Here is a 15,730-nt window from a genome sequence, read left to right as displayed (position 1 = left end):
GCGGTATTTCGTCGGATATGTCTACTTTTGAACCCGCTAATCCGACAGATTGATCTGTTCGAAATCGTTCACCAGGATCTGAACACCAACCAGCCAGTGCCCCGTGGGCGGCAGAAAGGGGGGGCGGGCGGCCCAGATGCCTTGGTTTTGCGGTTTCGCCGGGACGACCAGGGTTTCGATGCCGGCCTCGGGGTTGCTGAGTAGCAGGCTCAACCCTTCGGCGGCGAAGGGCTGGCCGTCCGGCTGGTCGAGGCGGATGATCCAGTCCGGCGCGCCGGGCGTCACCCGGGCGGCGACGCGGCTGATGCTCAGGGTGGTGGCGGGAATCGTGGCGGCGGGGGTGGCGGTCGCGTCCAGGCTGCGCGGGGGCGGGGTGAAGCGCCACAAAGCGACCACGGCCAGCAGCAGGGCCGCCAGAATCAGTTCGGCCAGGATGCTGCGCCGCAGTTGCCGGCGGGCGGGGCGCTGGCCTTGCAGGGCTGGCTTGGTCAGCTTCCAGCGGTTATGGGCCGCCACACCAAGCAGCGCCGCCACCAGGGCCAGCTTGGCCGCCAGTACCCGGCCATAGGTGGTTTGCCAGAGGTCGGCGGGTTGCGTCAGCTGCAGCCAGATCAGGCAGGCGCCGCTGAGGGCCAGCACGGCCACGATCGGGCTGATCCAGCGGGAAAAGTTATTCAAGATCGACAGCCCCAGCAGTTTGCCGGGTTGGAGTTCCCACGCCAGGGGGATGAGCGCGCCGATCCAGGCGATGGCGGTGGCCGCATGCAGGAAGACGGCCATGCGCGACAGCGACTGCGGCGGCGCGGTGCTGGCGTGTCCGCTGGCGGCCAGGGCCGCGCCCGCCAGCATCAGGCTGACCAGGCCCACGCGCTTCAGCAGGGGTTTGCGCTGGATGTGGCCCACGCTGGCGGCCGCCAGCAGGGCCAGGCCCATCAGGATCAGAGTGCCGGCATATGGGCTGTCCCAGGCCTGCCGCCAGACGGCGGCCGACAGGGCCTGGCTCCAGGGTGCCGCCAGGAGATCCAGCCCCTGCAGGGCCAGGGCCGGGGGCAGCAGCAGGCCGCCCAAGGCGGCCGCCCGGACTGCCCAGCGGGTCTGGTCGGCTGATGCGTTGGGCATCATGGCGCGAAACAGGGCGGCGCCGACGGCGGTGAACAGGCACAGATAGCCCAGCCAGCGAACCAGCCAGATGAACCCGTTGCGCAGGGGCGCGGCGGGGTCTTGCAGGGTTTGGGCCGCCTGGGGGGCGAGGGCGGTCGCGCTGGCCCCCAGGGTGTAGGACAGGGCGCCGCCGATCGGGTGGCCGTCGGCGGACACCACCCGCCAACTGAGCAGGTAGGCGCCGTCGCCGGCGGGGCTGGGCGGCGTCAGGCGGATGTCCGCGCCTTGCGCGCCCTCCGGGGCCAGCGTGTGGGCCTGTCCGTCGGGGCCGATCAGCCGCAGGACGGTGGCGTTGACGGGCTCGTTGAAATGCAGTTGGATGGCGTCCGGCCCCTGGGCCAGTACCGCGCCGTCGGCCGGCACGGACGACACCAGGCTGGCGTGCCCCCAGGCCCAGGGCATCCAGGCCAGGGCCAGCAGGCAGATCCAGAGCATGCGCACGGGCGCCTTGAATGACTTCATGGACTTGATATCAGCGGCTTCCTTAGTGTTCGTGGTGGCCGCCGTGGGCCTGCGGCGCGGTCAATTTCAGGCCGGGGGCGGGATTGTCGGCGGTTTTGTCGCCGCTGGTGTCGATCCAGCGCGAGACCCCCTGGGTGCATTCCTGGACTACCGGAAAATACAGGGTGTCGCCGGGTTTCAGGGCGGACGACAGGGTGGCGATGAAGCTGAAATCGTCGAAATAGGCATCGGGCAGGGCGCCGGTCCATTCGATTTCGCGCACGCCGTGGTCGACGGTGGCGCCGTGCAGGGTTTCGGCTTGGCTGTATGGGCCTTCTTTCAGGGCCAGATCCCAGCCTGCCTTGGGCTGGGGTTTGACTGCCAGCACGCCGTCGGGGATGCGCACGCGGATGCGCGTGGTGTCGGCGCCCTGGCAGCCGTGGCCGACGCGCAGGACGGCATGGTAGCGGCTGCCTACGGCGGCGCTGGGGGTTTGCAGGGTAATGTGGGCGTGCGCCAGCGGGGCTGCGCCGGCCATGCACAGCAGGCTGGCCAGTAGGATGGATTTGCAGTGGGGCATGAGTCGGGTGGGGGTGAGTGAAAGGGCCCGGCGGCGGGATGCGCCGACGGGAAAACATGATCATTCCACTTTTTTGGCGGCAGGACAAATGCCCACGGACAGCCCCGGCGGTTGGCAACTGCTGGGCGCGGCGCCGCGAGCCCGGGGAACTGCCCAGCAAAGGCGCGGTGGCGGGCGCCATTCAGGTGCCTGCGGACGGTCAACCCGTGCTGTTTTTGGCCGATCATCCCCTGACCGGCGGTTATCCGGTCATTGCCGTGGTCTGCGCGGCCCGGCTGAATTTGCCGGGCAGATCCCGGCGGGGGCGTGGCTGCGGTTCAGGTGTGTTGGATCGTCGTGCCCAGCACAGCCAGGAATTGTGCAATCCAGGCAGGGTGGGCGGGCCAGGCGGGGGCGGTGACCAGCTTGCCATCGGTGTGGGCCTGGTCGATGCCGATTTCGGCGTAGGTGCCGCCGGCCAGGCGGACTTCGGCGGCGCAGGCCGGATAGGCCGAGCAGGTTTTGCCTTGCAGGATGCCGGCGGCGGCCAACAACTGGGCGCCGTGGCAGATGGCGGCGATGGGTTTATTGGCCTGGTGAAAATGCTGCACGATTTCCAGCACGCGCGGGTTCATGCGCAGGTATTCGGGGGCGCGTCCGCCGGGCACGACCAAGCCGTCGTAGGCGGCGGGGTCAAGGCCGTCGAAATCGTGGTTCAGCGTAAAGCGATGGCCGGGTTTCTCGCTGTAGGTTTGCGCGCCTTCAAAGTCGTGGATGGCCGTGGCCACGGAGTCTCCGGCTTTTTTGTCCGGGCAGACCGCATGCACGCTGTGGCCGACGGCCAGCAGCGCCTGGAAAGGCACCATGACTTCGTAGTCTTCGACGTAATCGCCCACCAGCATCAATAGTTTTTTGGCCATGGCCTGGTCTCCTGTTTGGTTTGTTCGGATACTTGTCTTCAGCGCCTGGGCTTGCCGTGCGACGTTGCTGGCCCGCCTGGCCGCCAGCAAGCGGCTCGTGTCGTGTCCGGCGCTGGACGGTTCACACTCGGATTGTGCAGGAAAAGCGCCGTCGAGAACAGTCCCGCGCCCGGCTGGGTTCAGTCCAGCGCCCAGCCTTGCAGGGCGTGCGCCGTCGCCCAGAAATGCCATTCGTACACGCAGGCCTGTTCGAAGACACCGATCATGCGCCGGCGTTCGGTTTCCGTGGCCAGAGACAGGGCTTTTTCCAGGATGCCCACCGCGTGGCGGGTGGATTGATCGAAGACATCGCTGTCGTAGGCGGCGATCCAGGTGGCGTAGGGATGATCGGCCGCCAGGGCGCCCGCGCGCCGCACCAGCACCTTGCCCACGTGGGCGTATATCCAGAAGCAGGGCAGCACGCCGGCCACGCCGATGCCGTAGGATTCGGTGGCGGCGGTGGCCAGCAGGAAGGAGACATAGCCCAGGGTGGTGGGCGATGCCTGGGCGGGGGTGTCGCCGGCTTTCAGTTGTCGGCAGGCTTCGGCCAGGCGGGTGTCCGCCAGCAGGTCGCCATGCATGCCTTCTTCCACGCTGATGGCCGAGGCTGAGGATTCCGCCCAGAAGCGGGCGTCGGGGCGGTTGTCGGCCTGGGCGGCCAGCAGGGCCATGGCGCGGGCGTAGCCCACCAGGTATACGCTGTCCTGGCGGATGTAATTGACAAACGCCACGGGGTCCAGTGAGCCATCGGCCAACTGATTCAGAAAGGGCAGTGCTTCGGTTTTTGCCACGATGGGGGCCACCTGCTGCCACAGGGCGCGGGTGTGCGGGCCGGCGGAAAAATCTGTCGTCATGGTGTGTTCGGTCGAGTGGATGGATGAGTGGGTCTCGCGCAAGGGTCTGCCCCTTGCGTGAGGTTCTTGCGCCGCGATGGCTGGCGGATGCCCGAGCGTGGCGGCGGTCTAGATCTGCAGACTGCGGATGCGGTGTTGCATCTGCTGCAGGTCGTAGTGGGCGCTGGGCCACAGGCGGGTGAGCACGATGGAAATCGCCACGGGCGTCAGGGCCGCCAGCAGGAAGGATTCCAGCAAGGTGTCCATGTTGCCGTCGGGCGCGGGGAATACGGACAAGCCGGCCAGCAGGCCGCCCACGGTGCTGATGAGGGCCGTGCGCCCGTTGTATTGGCTGCTGTACAGCCCGTAGAACACCGGGAAAGCGGCGGCCGAGCACAACAGGTCGGCCAGCAAGAACAGATACAGCACACTGTAGCCCTGGGCCGAGACCAGCCACACGGGCACGGCCATGACGTAGATGGCGATCTGCGCATAGCGCATCAGGGTGTCGTTGGGCGCGTGCGGCAGCAGGCGGCGGGCGTCCACCGCAATCATGCTGGAGACTGCGCTGATGGCCGTATCGGCGCTGCTCATCACCAGGGACAGGCCCAGGGGGATCAGCGCCACCGCGAACCAGAGGGGCAGGTTGGGGATCAGCACGGTAAACAGCGCCACCGAATCGTCCCCCCCGCCTTGGGCCACGAAGGCCAGGCCGAACAGGCCCATCAGGAAGATCACCGGGGCGACCAGCAGGCCGCCCAGCAGGAAGCCGCGACGCATGGCCCGGGTGGATTGGGCGGCATACACGCGCTGCCAGTTGCCCTGGTGGAACAGGCCGGTCAGCAGGATGGCGACAAAGAACGTCAGCCCGGCCTTGATGCCCGAGGCATTGCCGAAATCCAGCAGCTGGGGGGCCGTGGCCTGCAGGGTGCGGGTGACGTGGCCGATGCCGCCGCTGGCCTGCCAACCCAGCAGCACCAGCACACCCAGCAGCGGCACGATGATCACCATCTGGATCTTGTCGGTGAAGATGGACGCTTTCAGCCCGCCCCAGGCGGTATACAGCAGCGTGCAGCCCAGCACGATCCCGCCCGTCACCCACAGGGGGATGGGGGCGATGAGCGTCACCATTTTGGCGATGGCGGTGATTTCGGCCGTCAGCGAGATGAACAGGTAGAACATCATGATGACCAGCACCAGCCTATACAGGCCGCTGCCGTAGCGCACCATGACGAATTCGGTCAGGGTGTGGCCGTGGGGGATCAGTTCGCGCATGCGCTGGCCCAGCGGGATCATGGTCAGGCGCGGGGACATGGATCCGATGGCATAGCCGGTGATGGCCCCGATGCCTCCCCAGGTGGCGGCCTGCGCCGGGGAAAACAGAATCCAGGCCCCCAGGGACGAGGCCAGCAGGGTCAGGATGGTGGCCGTGGCGGTCTGGCTGTTGCGCGCCACGATGAAGTCTTCCAGGTTGTCGCGGCTGCGGCGGGCATACCAGATGCCCGCCAGGGCGAAGCCGATGGAAAAGATGATCAGCCACGACAGGGTGGCGAAAGTGCTTAACATGATGTCCCCTTGGCGCGCGCGCCGATCAGGCCGCCGGGGCGCAAGCCAGCCCGGGCGGCAGACAAGAAAAGGGGGAAGGCGCCAGAAATGGCAGATGGTGCGATCCTTCCCTTCGCCGGTATGAACCGGATCAGGTTCGAAGGGTTATCGCCGGGTGTGGCGAAGTCTCAGCCCAAAAAATTGGACACCCCTAGGAACAGCCCAAAAATTTAAGACAAATGCGCGGGCTTGTCAATGCATGGGCCTGCCAGCGCATGGGCTTGCCGATACGCGGGCCTGATTCGCATGCGCTCGCCGTGCGCGGGCCCCGGTCGTCGGGCCCCCGCCGCCCCGACACCATGACGATCCCGTAAAATCAGCCGTGGGGCCAGCGATTCTGGCCGTGTCAAGGGAGAAGCGCCATGAGTCAGATTCGTTTGCTGGAACGCCTGACCAGTCTGGAAGATCCGGGTCTGGCGGCCGGTTCGCCGCCGGATCGCCAACTGGCGGCCTCTGTGGTGCAGCACCTGACGCGGCTGCTGAATACCCGGGCGGGATCCGTGCCCATTGATGCGCAGTATGGCCTGGCCGACATGAGCAATATCGCCGGCTCGTTTTCGGTGGGCACGCCCGAAGCCTTGTCCGAGACCATTTTGCGCCAGGTCAGCCAGTTCGAGCCGCGCCTGCGGCAGTGCCGGATCGCGGTGTCGTCCGAACGGCGCGACGTCATCGCCCTGCGCTTCGAGCTGTCCGGCCTGTTGACCACCGCCCGCGCGGGCGCCCCGGATCTGCCGTTCGCCGTCAGCGTGCGGATCAATTCGTCGGGCCGGATTTTCATCGAGCCCTTGCGTAACTTCTGATTGCGGCGCCGGGCGCGCCATCCGGGATGGCGCCCGAACGCCGATACGCCGCCTAGATGGCCTGCCCGACCTCCTGCTGGGCGTCCACCACGGCCAGGGCGGTCATGTTGACGATGCGCCGCACGGTGGAACTGGTGGTCAGGATATGCACCGGGCGGGCCGCGCCCAGCAGCACCGGCCCCATGGCGACCCCGTGGCTGCCGGTCATCTTCAGCATGTTGTAGGTGATGTTGCCGGCGTCCAGATTGGGGGTGATCAGCAGGTTGGCCGGCCCCTTCAGGGTGGTGTCGGGGTAGGCCTTGGTGCGGATGGTTTCGGACAGGGCCGAATCCGCGTGCATTTCACCGTCCACTTCCAGGTCGGGGGCGCGCTGGGCGATGATGCGCCGGGCTTCGGCCATTTTCAGGGACGAGGCCGAGGGCCGGCTGCCGAAATTGGAATGCGACAGCAGGGCGATCTTGGGCACGATGCCGAAGCGGCGGACTTCCTCGGCCGCCAGGATCGTCATGTCGGCGATCTGTTCGGCGTCCGGGTTTTCGTTGACGTGCGTGTCGCAGATGAACAGCGTCTGCGTGGGCAGCATCAGCACGTTCATGGCGGCGTAGGTGCGCGCCGTGGGCTTCAGGCCGATGATTTCCTGCACGTATTTCAGCTGGTTGTCGAAGCGGCTGGCCACCCCGCAGATCATGGCGTCGGCGTCGCCGCGCTGCAGCAGCATGACGCCGATCAGCGAGTTGTGCTTGCGCACCATGGCCTTGGCGATGTCCGGCGTCACGCCTTCGCGGCCGCGCAGCTTGTAGTAGGCCGACCAGGTTTCGTTGAAGCGGGAATCGTCTTCCGGGTCGACGATCTCGATGTTCTTGCCCGGCGCCAGACGCAGGCCGAACTTGCTGATGCGCATGTTGATGACGCTGGGGCGGCCCACCAGAATCGGGAAGGCGATCTGCTCGTCGATGGCGGTCTGGGCGGCGCGCAGCACGCGCTCGTCCTCGCCGTCGGCGTAGATCACGCGCTTGGGCGCGGATTTTGCCTGGCGGAACAGCGGGCGCATCAATTGCCCGGAGTGGTACACGATGCTCATCAGGGACTGGCGGTAGGCGTCCATGTCCTCGATCGGGCGGCGCGCCACACCGGAATCCGCCGCCGCCTGGGCCACCGCCGGGGCGATCTTGACGATCAGGCGGGGGTCGAAGGGTTTGGGGATGATGTATTCGGGGCCGAAGGACAGATCCTGGTCGGCGTAAGCCCCGGCGACTTCGGCGCTGCTTTCGGCTTCGGCCAGTTCGGCGATGGCCTTGACGCAGGCCAGTTTCATGTCCTCGTTGATGACCGTGGCGCCGCAGTCCATCGCCCCCCGGAAAATGAACGGGAAGCACAGCACGTTGTTGACCTGGTTGGGGTAGTCGGATCGGCCGGTGGCCACGATGCAGTCCGGGCGGGCGGCCTTGGCGTCCTCCGGCCGGATTTCCGGGTCGGGGTTGGCCAGGGCCAGGATCAGCGGCTGCTTGGCCATGCTGCGCACCATGTCCTGGGTCAGCACGCCGGGGGCCGAGCAGCCCAGGAACACGTCCGCGCCCTGGCAGACGTCGGCCAGGGTGCGCGCATCGGTGTCCTGCGCGTAGCGGGCCTTGTTGGCTTCCATGTTTTCGTCGCGGCCCCGCCAGATGACCCCGCGCGAATCGACGACGAAGATGTTTTTCTGCGCAACGCCCAGCTTGACCAGGAGATCCAGGCAGGCGATGGCGGCGGCCCCAGCCCCTGAACACACCAGCTTGACTTCGTTGAGCGCCTTGCCCACGACCTTGAGGCCGTTGAGCACCGCCGCCGAGGAAATGATGGCGGTGCCGTGCTGATCGTCGTGGAACACGGGGATTTTCATGCGCTCGCGCAGCTTCTTTTCAATATAGAAGCATTCGGGCGCCTTGATGTCTTCGAGGTTGATGCCGCCCAGGGTCGGCTCCAGCGCCGCGATGATGTCCACCAGCTTGTCGGGATCATGTTCGTTCAGCTCGATGTCGAACACGTCGATGCCGGCGAATTTCTTGAACAGGCAGCCCTTGCCTTCCATGACCGGCTTGGCCGCCAGCGGGCCGATGTTGCCCAGGCCCAGCACCGCCGTGCCGTTGGTGACCACCCCCACCAGATTGGCGCGCGAGGTGTATTTGGCCGCGGCGGCCTCGCCTTCGGCATGGATGGCCATGCTGGCGGTGGCCACGCCGGGCGAGTACGCCAGGGTCAGGTCGTCCTGATTGGCCAGGGGCTTGGTGGGTACCACCGAGATTTTGCCCGGGGTGGGGAATTCATGGTAATCCAGCGCCATTTTGGCGCGGTCGTCGTTCTGGATCATGATGTGCGAGGCTCCGATGTTATTTGGATATGGGGTGCTGTCGGGTCTGGTCGCGGGGTGTGGGGGCCAGGCCGTGCAAGTGTTTGATAAACCCAACGCCAATTTCGTGAAAAGCGGCATAGACCGGGCGTTTTGAGCCGTTCAGTTTAAACCCGCGAGGCAAGACGGGTATACTTTAGCCTTAATACGGCTTATGCAAGGCGTCGTACAACCGGCCTTCTGCCCCTGCTATCCGCTAATCGGTCTGGCCGAGTCGCGGAAGGTTTATTAATCTGCATCGTTCGGGTGAAACACCCGTCAGGTGAAGCGCACAATGTCCACGGAACAAGAACTCCAGTCCAACTCTTATCTTTTCGGTGCGAACGCACCCTACGTAGAAGAACTCTACGAAGACTACCTCAATAACCCAGGTTCCATCCCGGATCAATGGCGCGGCTACTTCGACCAGCTGCAGCATCAGCCCGCCGCCGATGGCCGCGAGGCCACCCGCGACCAGGCCCACGCCCCCATTGTGGCTTCATTCGCCCAGCGCGCCCGCGAAAACACCTTCCAAGTGCGCCCGGCCCAGGCTTCCGACCAGTCGCTGGCCATCGCCAGCAAGCAGGTCTATGTCCAGTCCATTATCGCCGCCTATCGTTCGATGGGCTCGCGCATCGCCCAGCTCGATCCCCTGAAACGCAGCGAACGCCCGGCCATCCCCGAGCTCGATCCCGCGTTCTATGGCCTGTCCGAGGCCGATCTCGACCAGATCTATTCCGCGACCAATACGTATTTCACCAAGGCCGACACGATGACCATGCGGGACATCATCAAGGCCCTGCAGGATACGTACTGCCGCAATATCGGGGTCGAGTTCATGTACATCGCGGACCCCGCCATCAAGCGCTGGATTCAAGAACGCCTCGAATCCACCTTGGGCGTGCCCGAATTCACCACCGAACAAAAGCGCAACATCCTGCAGCAGGTCACCGAGGCCGAGGGCCTCGAACGTTTTCTGCACACCAAATACGTGGGCCAGAAGCGTTTTTCGCTGGAAGGCGGCGAAAGCTTCATCGCCGCCATGGACGAAGTCGTCAACCACGCGGGTGAAAACGGCGTGCAGGAAATCGTGGTCGGCATGGCTCACCGGGGCCGTCTGAATCTGCTGGTCAACATCATGGGCAAGATGCCGGGCGATCTGTTCGCCGAATTCGAAGGCAAGCACACTCAGGCGCTCAGTGACGGCGACGTCAAATACCACAACGGCTTTTCCAGCGATCTCTCCACGCGCGGCGGCCCTGTGCACCTGTCGCTGGCGTTCAACCCGTCCCATCTGGAAATCGTCAATCCCGTGGTCGAGGGCAGTGTGCGCGCCCGCCAGGATCGCCGGGGCGATGCCAAGGGCGACCAGGTTCTGCCCGTGCTGGTGCACGGCGACGCGGCCTTCGCCGGCCAGGGCGTGGTCATGGAGACCCTCAACCTGGCCCAGACGCGCGGCTACGGCACGGGCGGCACCCTGCACATCGTCATCAACAACCAGATCGGCTTCACCACCTCCGACCCGCGCGATACCCGCTCCACCACCTATTGCACCGATGTCGTCAAGATGATCGAAGCGCCGGTGTTTCACGTCAATGGCGACGACCCCGAAGCCGTGGTGTTTGCCACCAAGCTGGCCCTGGATTACCGCCAGCAGTTCGGCCACGACGTCGTGGTGGACATCGTCTGCTTCCGCAAGCTGGGCCACAACGAACAGGACACCCCGTCGCTCACCCAGCCGCTGATGTACAAAAGCATCGGCAAGCATCCTGGCACCCGCAAGGTCTATGCCGACCGCCTGGTGGCCCAGGGGGTCTTGGCCGAAGGCGAACCCGATCAGTTGGTCAAGGATTACCGCCAACTGATGGAAGACGGCCAGCGCACGGTCGAACCCGTGCTGACCGACTACAAGAACAAATACGCCACCGACTGGTCTTCTTTCCTCGGGGCCAAATGGACCGATCAGGCCGATACCGCGGTGCCGCTGGCCGAACTCACCCGCATCGGCGAAAAGCTCACCCAGGTGCCCGACGGCTTTACCGTGCATCCCCTGGTGAACAAGCTGCTGCACGACCGCCTGGCCATGGCGCGCGGCGAACACCCCCTGGACTGGGGCATGGGCGAACACCTGGCCTTCGCCACCCTGGTGGCCAATGGCTACGCCATCCGCATCACCGGGCAGGATTCCGGCCGGGGCACGTTCACGCACCGCCACGCGGTCTTGCACGACCAAAAGCGCGAACGCTGGGACGCGGGCACCTATATCCCGCTGCAAAACGTTTCCGAAAACCAGGCGCCCTTCACGGTGATCGACTCGGTGCTGTCCGAAGCCGCCGTGCTGGGGTTTGAGTATGGCTATTCCACGGCCGAGCCCAACATCCTGACCATCTGGGAAGCCCAGTTCGGCGACTTCGCCAACGGCGCCCAGGTCGTCATCGACCAGTTCATCGCTTCCGGCGAGGCCAAGTGGGGCCGCGCCTGCGGTCTGGTGCTGATGTTGCCGCATGGCTACGAAGGGCAGGGCCCGGAACACTCCTCGGGCCGCATCGAGCGCTTTTTGCAGCTGTGCGCCGACAACAATATGCAGGTGGTGCAGCCCACCAACGGGGCGCAGATTTTCCACGTCCTGCGTCGCCAGATGATCCGCCAGTTTCGCAAGCCGCTGGTCATCTTCACGCCGAAATCCCTGCTGCGCAACAAAAGCGCGGCGTCGCCTCTGGAAGACCTGGCCACCGGCGGTTTCCTGCCCGTCATCGGGGAAACCCAGGCCGACATCGTGGCCGAAGACGTCAAGCGCGTCCTGGTGTGCTCGGGCAAGGTCTACTACGACCTCGTCCATGCGCGCGACGAACAGGGCCGCAAGGACGTGGCGGTTTTGCGCATCGAACAGCTGTATCCGTTCGCGCACAAATCCTTCCAGGCCGAGCTGCAAAAATACGGCAACGCCAAGGAATTGGTCTGGGTTCAGGACGAACCGCAGAACCAGGGGCCCTGGTTCTATGTGCAGCACCACTTGTACGAGAACATGAACGACGGCCAGAAACTGGGTTACGCCGGCCGACCGGCTTCGGCGTCGCCGGCCGTGGGCTACATGGCGAAACACCAGGAACAGCAGCGCGCCCTCATCGAGCAAGCCTTTTCGCCCAAGCTGAAAAGCTTTTCGCTGATCAAATAAACCGACTCATTCAAAGACAGATATACCGGAAAAATCACTATGGCCATTACCGAAGTTCTCGTTCCTCAGCTTTCAGAATCCATTTCCGAAGCCACGCTGCTCAACTGGAAAAAGCAGCCCGGCGAAGCCGTCGAGGCCGATGAAATCCTGATCGAGGTCGAAACCGACAAGGTCGTCCTCGAAGTCCCGGCGCCCGCCTCGGGGGTGCTGTCCGAGATCGTCAAGGGCGATGGCAGCACCGTCACCTCGGGCGAGGTGCTGGCGCGCATCGACACCGAAGCTAAGGCCGCCGCCCCGGCGGCACAGGCCCCCGCCGCCGCGCCCGAAGCCGCCGCTGCCGCCCCGGCCACCAAATCCTCGGTGGCATCGCCCGCCGCGGGCAAGATCCTGTCCGAAAAAGGCATTGATCCCGCCACCATCGAAGGCACGGGCCGCGCCGGCCGCGTCACCAAGGGCGATGCCCTGAACGCCGCCTCCGCCGCCCCGGCGGCGTCGGCCACCCCGGCCGCGCCCGTGCCGGTCAATCTGGATGGCCGTCCCGAACAGCGCGTCCCCATGAGCCGCCTGCGCGCCCGCGTGGCCGAGCGCCTGATCCAATCGCAGTCCGAAAACGCCATCCTGACGACGTTCAACGAAGTCAATATGCAGGCCATCATGGATCTGCGCAAGAAATACAAGGAAGCCTTCGAAAAAGAACACGGCGTGAAGCTGGGCTTTACGTCTTTCTTCGTCAAGGCCGCCGTGGCGGCGCTCAAGCGCTACCCCGTCGTCAATGCCTCGGTGGACGGCAAGGACATCATCTATCACGGCTTCTTCGACATCGGCGTGGCCGTGGGCAGCCCGCGCGGGCTGGTGGTGCCCATCCTGCGCAATGCCGATCAGCTGTCCCTGGCGGACATCGAAAAACAGATCGCCGATTTCGGCCGCCGCGCCCAGGATGGTAAGCTAACCCTGGATGAACTCACCGGCGGCACCTTCTCCATTTCCAATGGCGGGGTGTTCGGCTCGATGCTCTCCACGCCCATCATCAATCCGCCCCAGTCGGCTATTTTGGGGATTCATGCCACCAAGGATCGCCCGGTCGTCGAAAACGGCCAGATCGTGATCCGACCCATGAACTACCTGGCGCTGTCCTATGATCACCGCATCATCGACGGCCGCGAAGCGGTTCTGGCCCTGGTCGCCATGAAAGAAGCCCTCGAAGACCCGCAGCGCCTGCTGCTGAGTGTCTGACCGCCGGGTTGATGTAGTTTTGTACGCACCCTTCGGGGTGCGTCTTTTTGAGAGAACAAAATGGCAAAACAGTTTGATGTAATTGTGATCGGCGCGGGCCCCGGCGGCTATATCGCGGCCATTCGGGCCGCCCAGTTGGGTTTGAGCGTGGCCTGCGTGGACGCCTGGTCCACGGCCGAGGGCAAGCCCGCCCCCGGCGGCACCTGCACCAATGTCGGCTGCATTCCGTCCAAGGCGCTGCTGCAGTCGTCCGAGCACTACGACCAGATCAACCACCATTTCGCCGAGCACGGCATTACCGCCCAGGGCGTCACGCTGGATCTGGCCAAGCTGATCGGCCGCAAGGACACCGTGGTCGAGCAGAACAACCAGGGCATTCTGTACCTGTTCAAGAAAAACAAGGTGTCGTTCTTCCACGGCACCGGATCCCTGGCGGGCAAGACCGATTTCGGCTGGTCCGTCAAGGTCGCGGGCAAGGCTGATGAAGACCTCGAAGGCCGCCACGTGGTGGTGGCCACCGGGTCCAGCGCGCGCGCGCTGCCGGGCCTGCCGTTCGACGAGGACAAGATCCTGTCCAACGATGGCGCCTTGCGCATCCCGTCCGTGCCCAAGAAACTGGGCATCATCGGCGCGGGCGTGATCGGCCTGGAAATGGGCAGCGTCTGGCGCCGCCTGGGGGCCGAAGTCACCATCCTCGAAGCCATGCCCGATTTCCTGGGCGCGGTGGACCGCGATGTGGCCAAGGAAGCCCAGAAAGCCCTGGTCAAGCAGGGGCTCGCCATCCACACGGGCGTGCGCATCGGCGAAGTCAAGGCTGGCGCCAAGTCGGTCAGCGTGCCGTACACCGATGCCGCCGGGGCCGAGCAGTCCCTGGACGTCGACCGCCTGATCGTTTCCATTGGCCGGGTGCCCAACACCCAGGGCCTGGGGGCCGATACCATCGGCCTGAAGCTGGACGAGCGCGGCTTCGTCGTGGTGGACGAGGACTGCCGCAGCAACCTGTCCAACATCTGGGCGGTGGGCGACGTGGTGCGCGGCCCCATGCTGGCCCACAAGGCCGAGGAAGAAGGCGTGGCGGTGGCCGAACGCATCGCGGGCCAGCACGGGCATGTCAATTTCGACACCATCCCCTGGGTCATCTACACCTCGCCCGAGGTCGCCTGGGTGGGCAAGACCGAACAGGCCCTGAAGGCTGAAAGCCGCGACTACAAGGCGGGGTCTTTCCCCTTCATGGCCAATGGCCGCGCCCGCGCCCTGGGCGATACCACCGGCTTCGTCAAGGTCCTGGCCGACGCCAAGACCGACGAAGTCCTGGGGGTGCACATTGTGGGGCCGATGGCCTCCGAGCTCATCGCCGAGGCCGTGGCCATCATGGAATTCCGTGGCGCCGCCGAAGACATCGCCCGCATCTGCCACGCGCATCCCACCTTGTCCGAAGCCGTCAAGGAAGCCGCCCTGGCGGTGGACAAACGCACGCTCAACCTGTAAAGCCTTCGGATGGATGTCAGCGCGTATTACGCGCAGGCCCTGCGCGACAAGGGCTTCGTCGCCGACGAAGCCCAGCGCGCGGCGGTTCAGCGCCTGCAACAGTATTACGACGATTGGATTGCGTTCAAGCAGCAGCGCTCCAGCCGCCTGAAAAAACTTTTCCTGCACCCGGCCGTGCCCCGCGGGGTCTACCTGTGGGGCGGGGTGGGGCGCGGCAAAAGCTTTCTGATGGACGCGTTTTACCTGACAGTGCCCGTCAAACGCAAAGTCCGCCTGCATTTTCATGAATTCATGCGCGGCGTGCACCGCGAAATCCGCGCCGTCAGCGGCGAGGCCGACCCGCTGGATCACGTGGCGCGCAATATCGCCAAGCGCTACCGGCTGATCTGCTTCGACGAATTCCATGTCTCGGATGTGGCCGATGCCATGATTCTGTACCGGCTGCTGATGCGCCTGTTCGAATATGGCACGTCGTTCGTCATGACGTCCAACTACGAGCCTTCCACCCTGTATCCCGATGGCCTGCACCGCGACCGCATTTTGCCCGCCATCGCCCTGATCCAGGAAAAAATGGACGTTTTGAACGTCGATGCGGGCGTCGATTATCGCCGCCGCACGCTGGCGCAACTGCGCGCCTATATCACGCCCATCGTGGCGGCCACGCATGACGAGCTGCGTTCGGCCTTCGACCGTCTGGCCGACACCGCTCGGCAAAAACCCGTGCTGCTGATCGAAAACCGCGAAATCCAAGCCATCGCCCTGGCGGGCACGGTGGTGTGGTTCGACTTCATGGCCCTGTGCGGCACGCCGCGCTCGCAAAACGATTACCTGGATCTGGCCGACCGCTTTCAGACGGTGATCGTGTCGGACGTGCCGCGCATGGCGCCGCGCCAGGCGTCCGAGGCGCGCCGCTTTACCTGGCTGGTGGACGTGCTGTACGACCACAAGGTCAAGCTGATCCTGTCGGCCCAGTGCCCGCCCGATGAACTCTATACTGATGGCCCCCTGTCCAACGAATTTTCACGCACGGTGTCGCGCCTGATGGAGATGCAGTCGCGTGAATATCTGGACGAAGCCCGCCGGGCCGCCGTGGTGCTGTAGTGTGATGCGC

Annotated in this window: 11 protein-coding genes, 1 pseudogene and 1 riboswitch; of the genes and pseudogenes, 6 read left to right on the top strand and 6 right to left on the bottom strand. The window is 65.1% G+C overall.

What is annotated here, in order from left to right:
• Nucleotides 1-36: 36 nt before the first annotated feature.
• Together ACMHYJ_RS13955 and ACMHYJ_RS13950 are read right to left on the bottom strand one after the other, a co-directional pair.
• The gene (locus tag ACMHYJ_RS13955) at nucleotides 37-1,623 is read right to left on the bottom strand and encodes a CopD family protein (protein WP_414246791.1); all 1,587 of its coding nucleotides are present in this window, start codon (nucleotides 1,621-1,623) and stop codon (nucleotides 37-39) included.
• 22 nt (nucleotides 1,624-1,645) lie between these two features.
• Entirely contained in the window at nucleotides 1,646-2,182 is a 537-nt protein-coding gene (locus tag ACMHYJ_RS13950; protein ID WP_414246790.1) for a YcnI family protein, read from the bottom strand.
• Nucleotides 2,183-2,313: 131 nt separating this feature from the next.
• On the opposite strand from ACMHYJ_RS13950, the pseudogene ACMHYJ_RS13945 reads away from it, so the two are divergent.
• Nucleotides 2,314-2,582, top strand: a pseudogene (locus ACMHYJ_RS13945) (hypothetical protein); the annotation flags it as partial.
• Here the strand turns inward: ACMHYJ_RS13945 and ACMHYJ_RS13940 are convergent.
• The 3 genes from ACMHYJ_RS13940 to ACMHYJ_RS13930 form a co-directional block, all read right to left on the bottom strand.
• Entirely contained in the window at nucleotides 2,500-3,081 is a 582-nt protein-coding gene (locus ACMHYJ_RS13940) for a DJ-1/PfpI family protein (RefSeq protein ID WP_414246789.1), read from the bottom strand. The pseudogene ACMHYJ_RS13945 and the gene ACMHYJ_RS13940 overlap by 83 nt on opposite strands.
• Nucleotides 3,082-3,260: 179 nt before the next feature.
• Nucleotides 3,261-4,016 (bottom strand): TenA family protein, encoded by a 756-nt coding sequence (locus ACMHYJ_RS13935; protein WP_414246788.1) that lies wholly within the window; start codon nucleotides 4,014-4,016, stop codon nucleotides 3,261-3,263.
• A 66-nt stretch (nucleotides 4,017-4,082) separates the two neighbouring features.
• A complete protein-coding gene (locus tag ACMHYJ_RS13930; RefSeq protein ID WP_414246787.1) occupies nucleotides 4,083-5,519 on the bottom strand; it encodes a sodium:solute symporter family protein in 1,437 nt (478 codons plus the stop codon).
• 90 nt (nucleotides 5,520-5,609) lie between these two features.
• Nucleotides 5,610-5,721: riboswitch (TPP riboswitch) on the bottom strand.
• Between the two features lie 199 nt (nucleotides 5,722-5,920).
• Here ACMHYJ_RS13930 and tssE point away from each other — a divergent pair.
• The gene (gene tssE / locus ACMHYJ_RS13925) at nucleotides 5,921-6,358 is read left to right on the top strand and encodes a type VI secretion system baseplate subunit TssE (RefSeq protein WP_414246786.1); all 438 of its coding nucleotides are present in this window, start codon (nucleotides 5,921-5,923) and stop codon (nucleotides 6,356-6,358) included.
• Nucleotides 6,359-6,410: 52 nt separating this feature from the next.
• Here tssE and ACMHYJ_RS13920 read toward each other — a convergent pair whose 3' ends face one another.
• A complete protein-coding gene (locus ACMHYJ_RS13920; protein WP_414246785.1) occupies nucleotides 6,411-8,705 on the bottom strand; it encodes an NADP-dependent malic enzyme in 2,295 nt (764 codons plus the stop codon).
• A 313-nt stretch (nucleotides 8,706-9,018) separates the two neighbouring features.
• Between ACMHYJ_RS13920 and ACMHYJ_RS13915 the strand changes: the two genes are divergently transcribed.
• The 4 genes from ACMHYJ_RS13915 to zapE are packed head-to-tail and all read left to right on the top strand — an operon-like array spanning nucleotide 9,019 to nucleotide 15,720.
• Nucleotides 9,019-11,898, top strand: a complete 2,880-nt coding sequence (locus ACMHYJ_RS13915; RefSeq protein ID WP_414246784.1) for a 2-oxoglutarate dehydrogenase E1 component — start codon at nucleotides 9,019-9,021, stop codon at nucleotides 11,896-11,898.
• A gap of 39 nt (nucleotides 11,899-11,937) precedes the next feature.
• Nucleotides 11,938-13,131 carry a 2-oxoglutarate dehydrogenase complex dihydrolipoyllysine-residue succinyltransferase gene (gene odhB, locus ACMHYJ_RS13910; protein ID WP_414246783.1) on the top strand — a complete coding sequence of 398 codons (1,194 nt, stop codon included), beginning with the start codon at nucleotides 11,938-11,940 and terminating at the stop codon, nucleotides 13,129-13,131.
• Nucleotides 13,132-13,191: 60 nt separating this feature from the next.
• Nucleotides 13,192-14,619, top strand: a complete 1,428-nt coding sequence (gene lpdA, locus ACMHYJ_RS13905) for a dihydrolipoyl dehydrogenase (RefSeq protein ID WP_414246782.1) — start codon at nucleotides 13,192-13,194, stop codon at nucleotides 14,617-14,619.
• Nucleotides 14,620-14,628: 9 nt separating this feature from the next.
• On the top strand, nucleotides 14,629-15,720 hold the full coding sequence (gene zapE / locus ACMHYJ_RS13900; RefSeq protein WP_414246781.1) for a cell division protein ZapE: 1,092 nt from the start codon (nucleotides 14,629-14,631) through the stop codon (nucleotides 15,718-15,720).
• Nucleotides 15,721-15,730 lie beyond the last annotated feature (10 nt).

Origin of the sequence: Castellaniella hirudinis (genome assembly GCF_047468865.1) — a bacterium.
In the GTDB taxonomy this organism is placed as follows: domain Bacteria; phylum Pseudomonadota; class Gammaproteobacteria; order Burkholderiales; family Burkholderiaceae_B; genus Castellaniella; species Castellaniella hirudinis_A.
The sequence above is the reverse complement of the archived record's forward strand: the minus strand, read 5'-3'. Positions and strand labels throughout refer to the sequence as shown.

Coding starts and splice junctions, on each gene's coding strand:
- ACMHYJ_RS13955 (WP_414246791.1), bottom strand. CDS start 1,623: ATGAAGTCATTCAAGGCGCCCGTGCGCATGCTCTGGATCTGCCTGCTG.
- ACMHYJ_RS13950 (WP_414246790.1), bottom strand. CDS start 2,182: ATGCCCCACTGCAAATCCATCCTACTGGCCAGCCTGCTGTGCATGGCC.
- ACMHYJ_RS13940 (WP_414246789.1), bottom strand. CDS start 3,081: ATGGCCAAAAAACTATTGATGCTGGTGGGCGATTACGTCGAAGACTAC.
- ACMHYJ_RS13930 (WP_414246787.1), bottom strand. CDS start 5,519: ATGTTAAGCACTTTCGCCACCCTGTCGTGGCTGATCATCTTTTCCATC.
- tssE (WP_414246786.1), top strand. CDS start 5,921: ATGAGTCAGATTCGTTTGCTGGAACGCCTGACCAGTCTGGAAGATCCG.
- ACMHYJ_RS13920 (WP_414246785.1), bottom strand. CDS start 8,705: ATGATCCAGAACGACGACCGCGCCAAAATGGCGCTGGATTACCATGAA.
- ACMHYJ_RS13915 (WP_414246784.1), top strand. CDS start 9,019: ATGTCCACGGAACAAGAACTCCAGTCCAACTCTTATCTTTTCGGTGCG.
- odhB (WP_414246783.1), top strand. CDS start 11,938: ATGGCCATTACCGAAGTTCTCGTTCCTCAGCTTTCAGAATCCATTTCC.
- lpdA (WP_414246782.1), top strand. CDS start 13,192: ATGGCAAAACAGTTTGATGTAATTGTGATCGGCGCGGGCCCCGGCGGC.
- zapE (WP_414246781.1), top strand. CDS start 14,629: ATGGATGTCAGCGCGTATTACGCGCAGGCCCTGCGCGACAAGGGCTTC.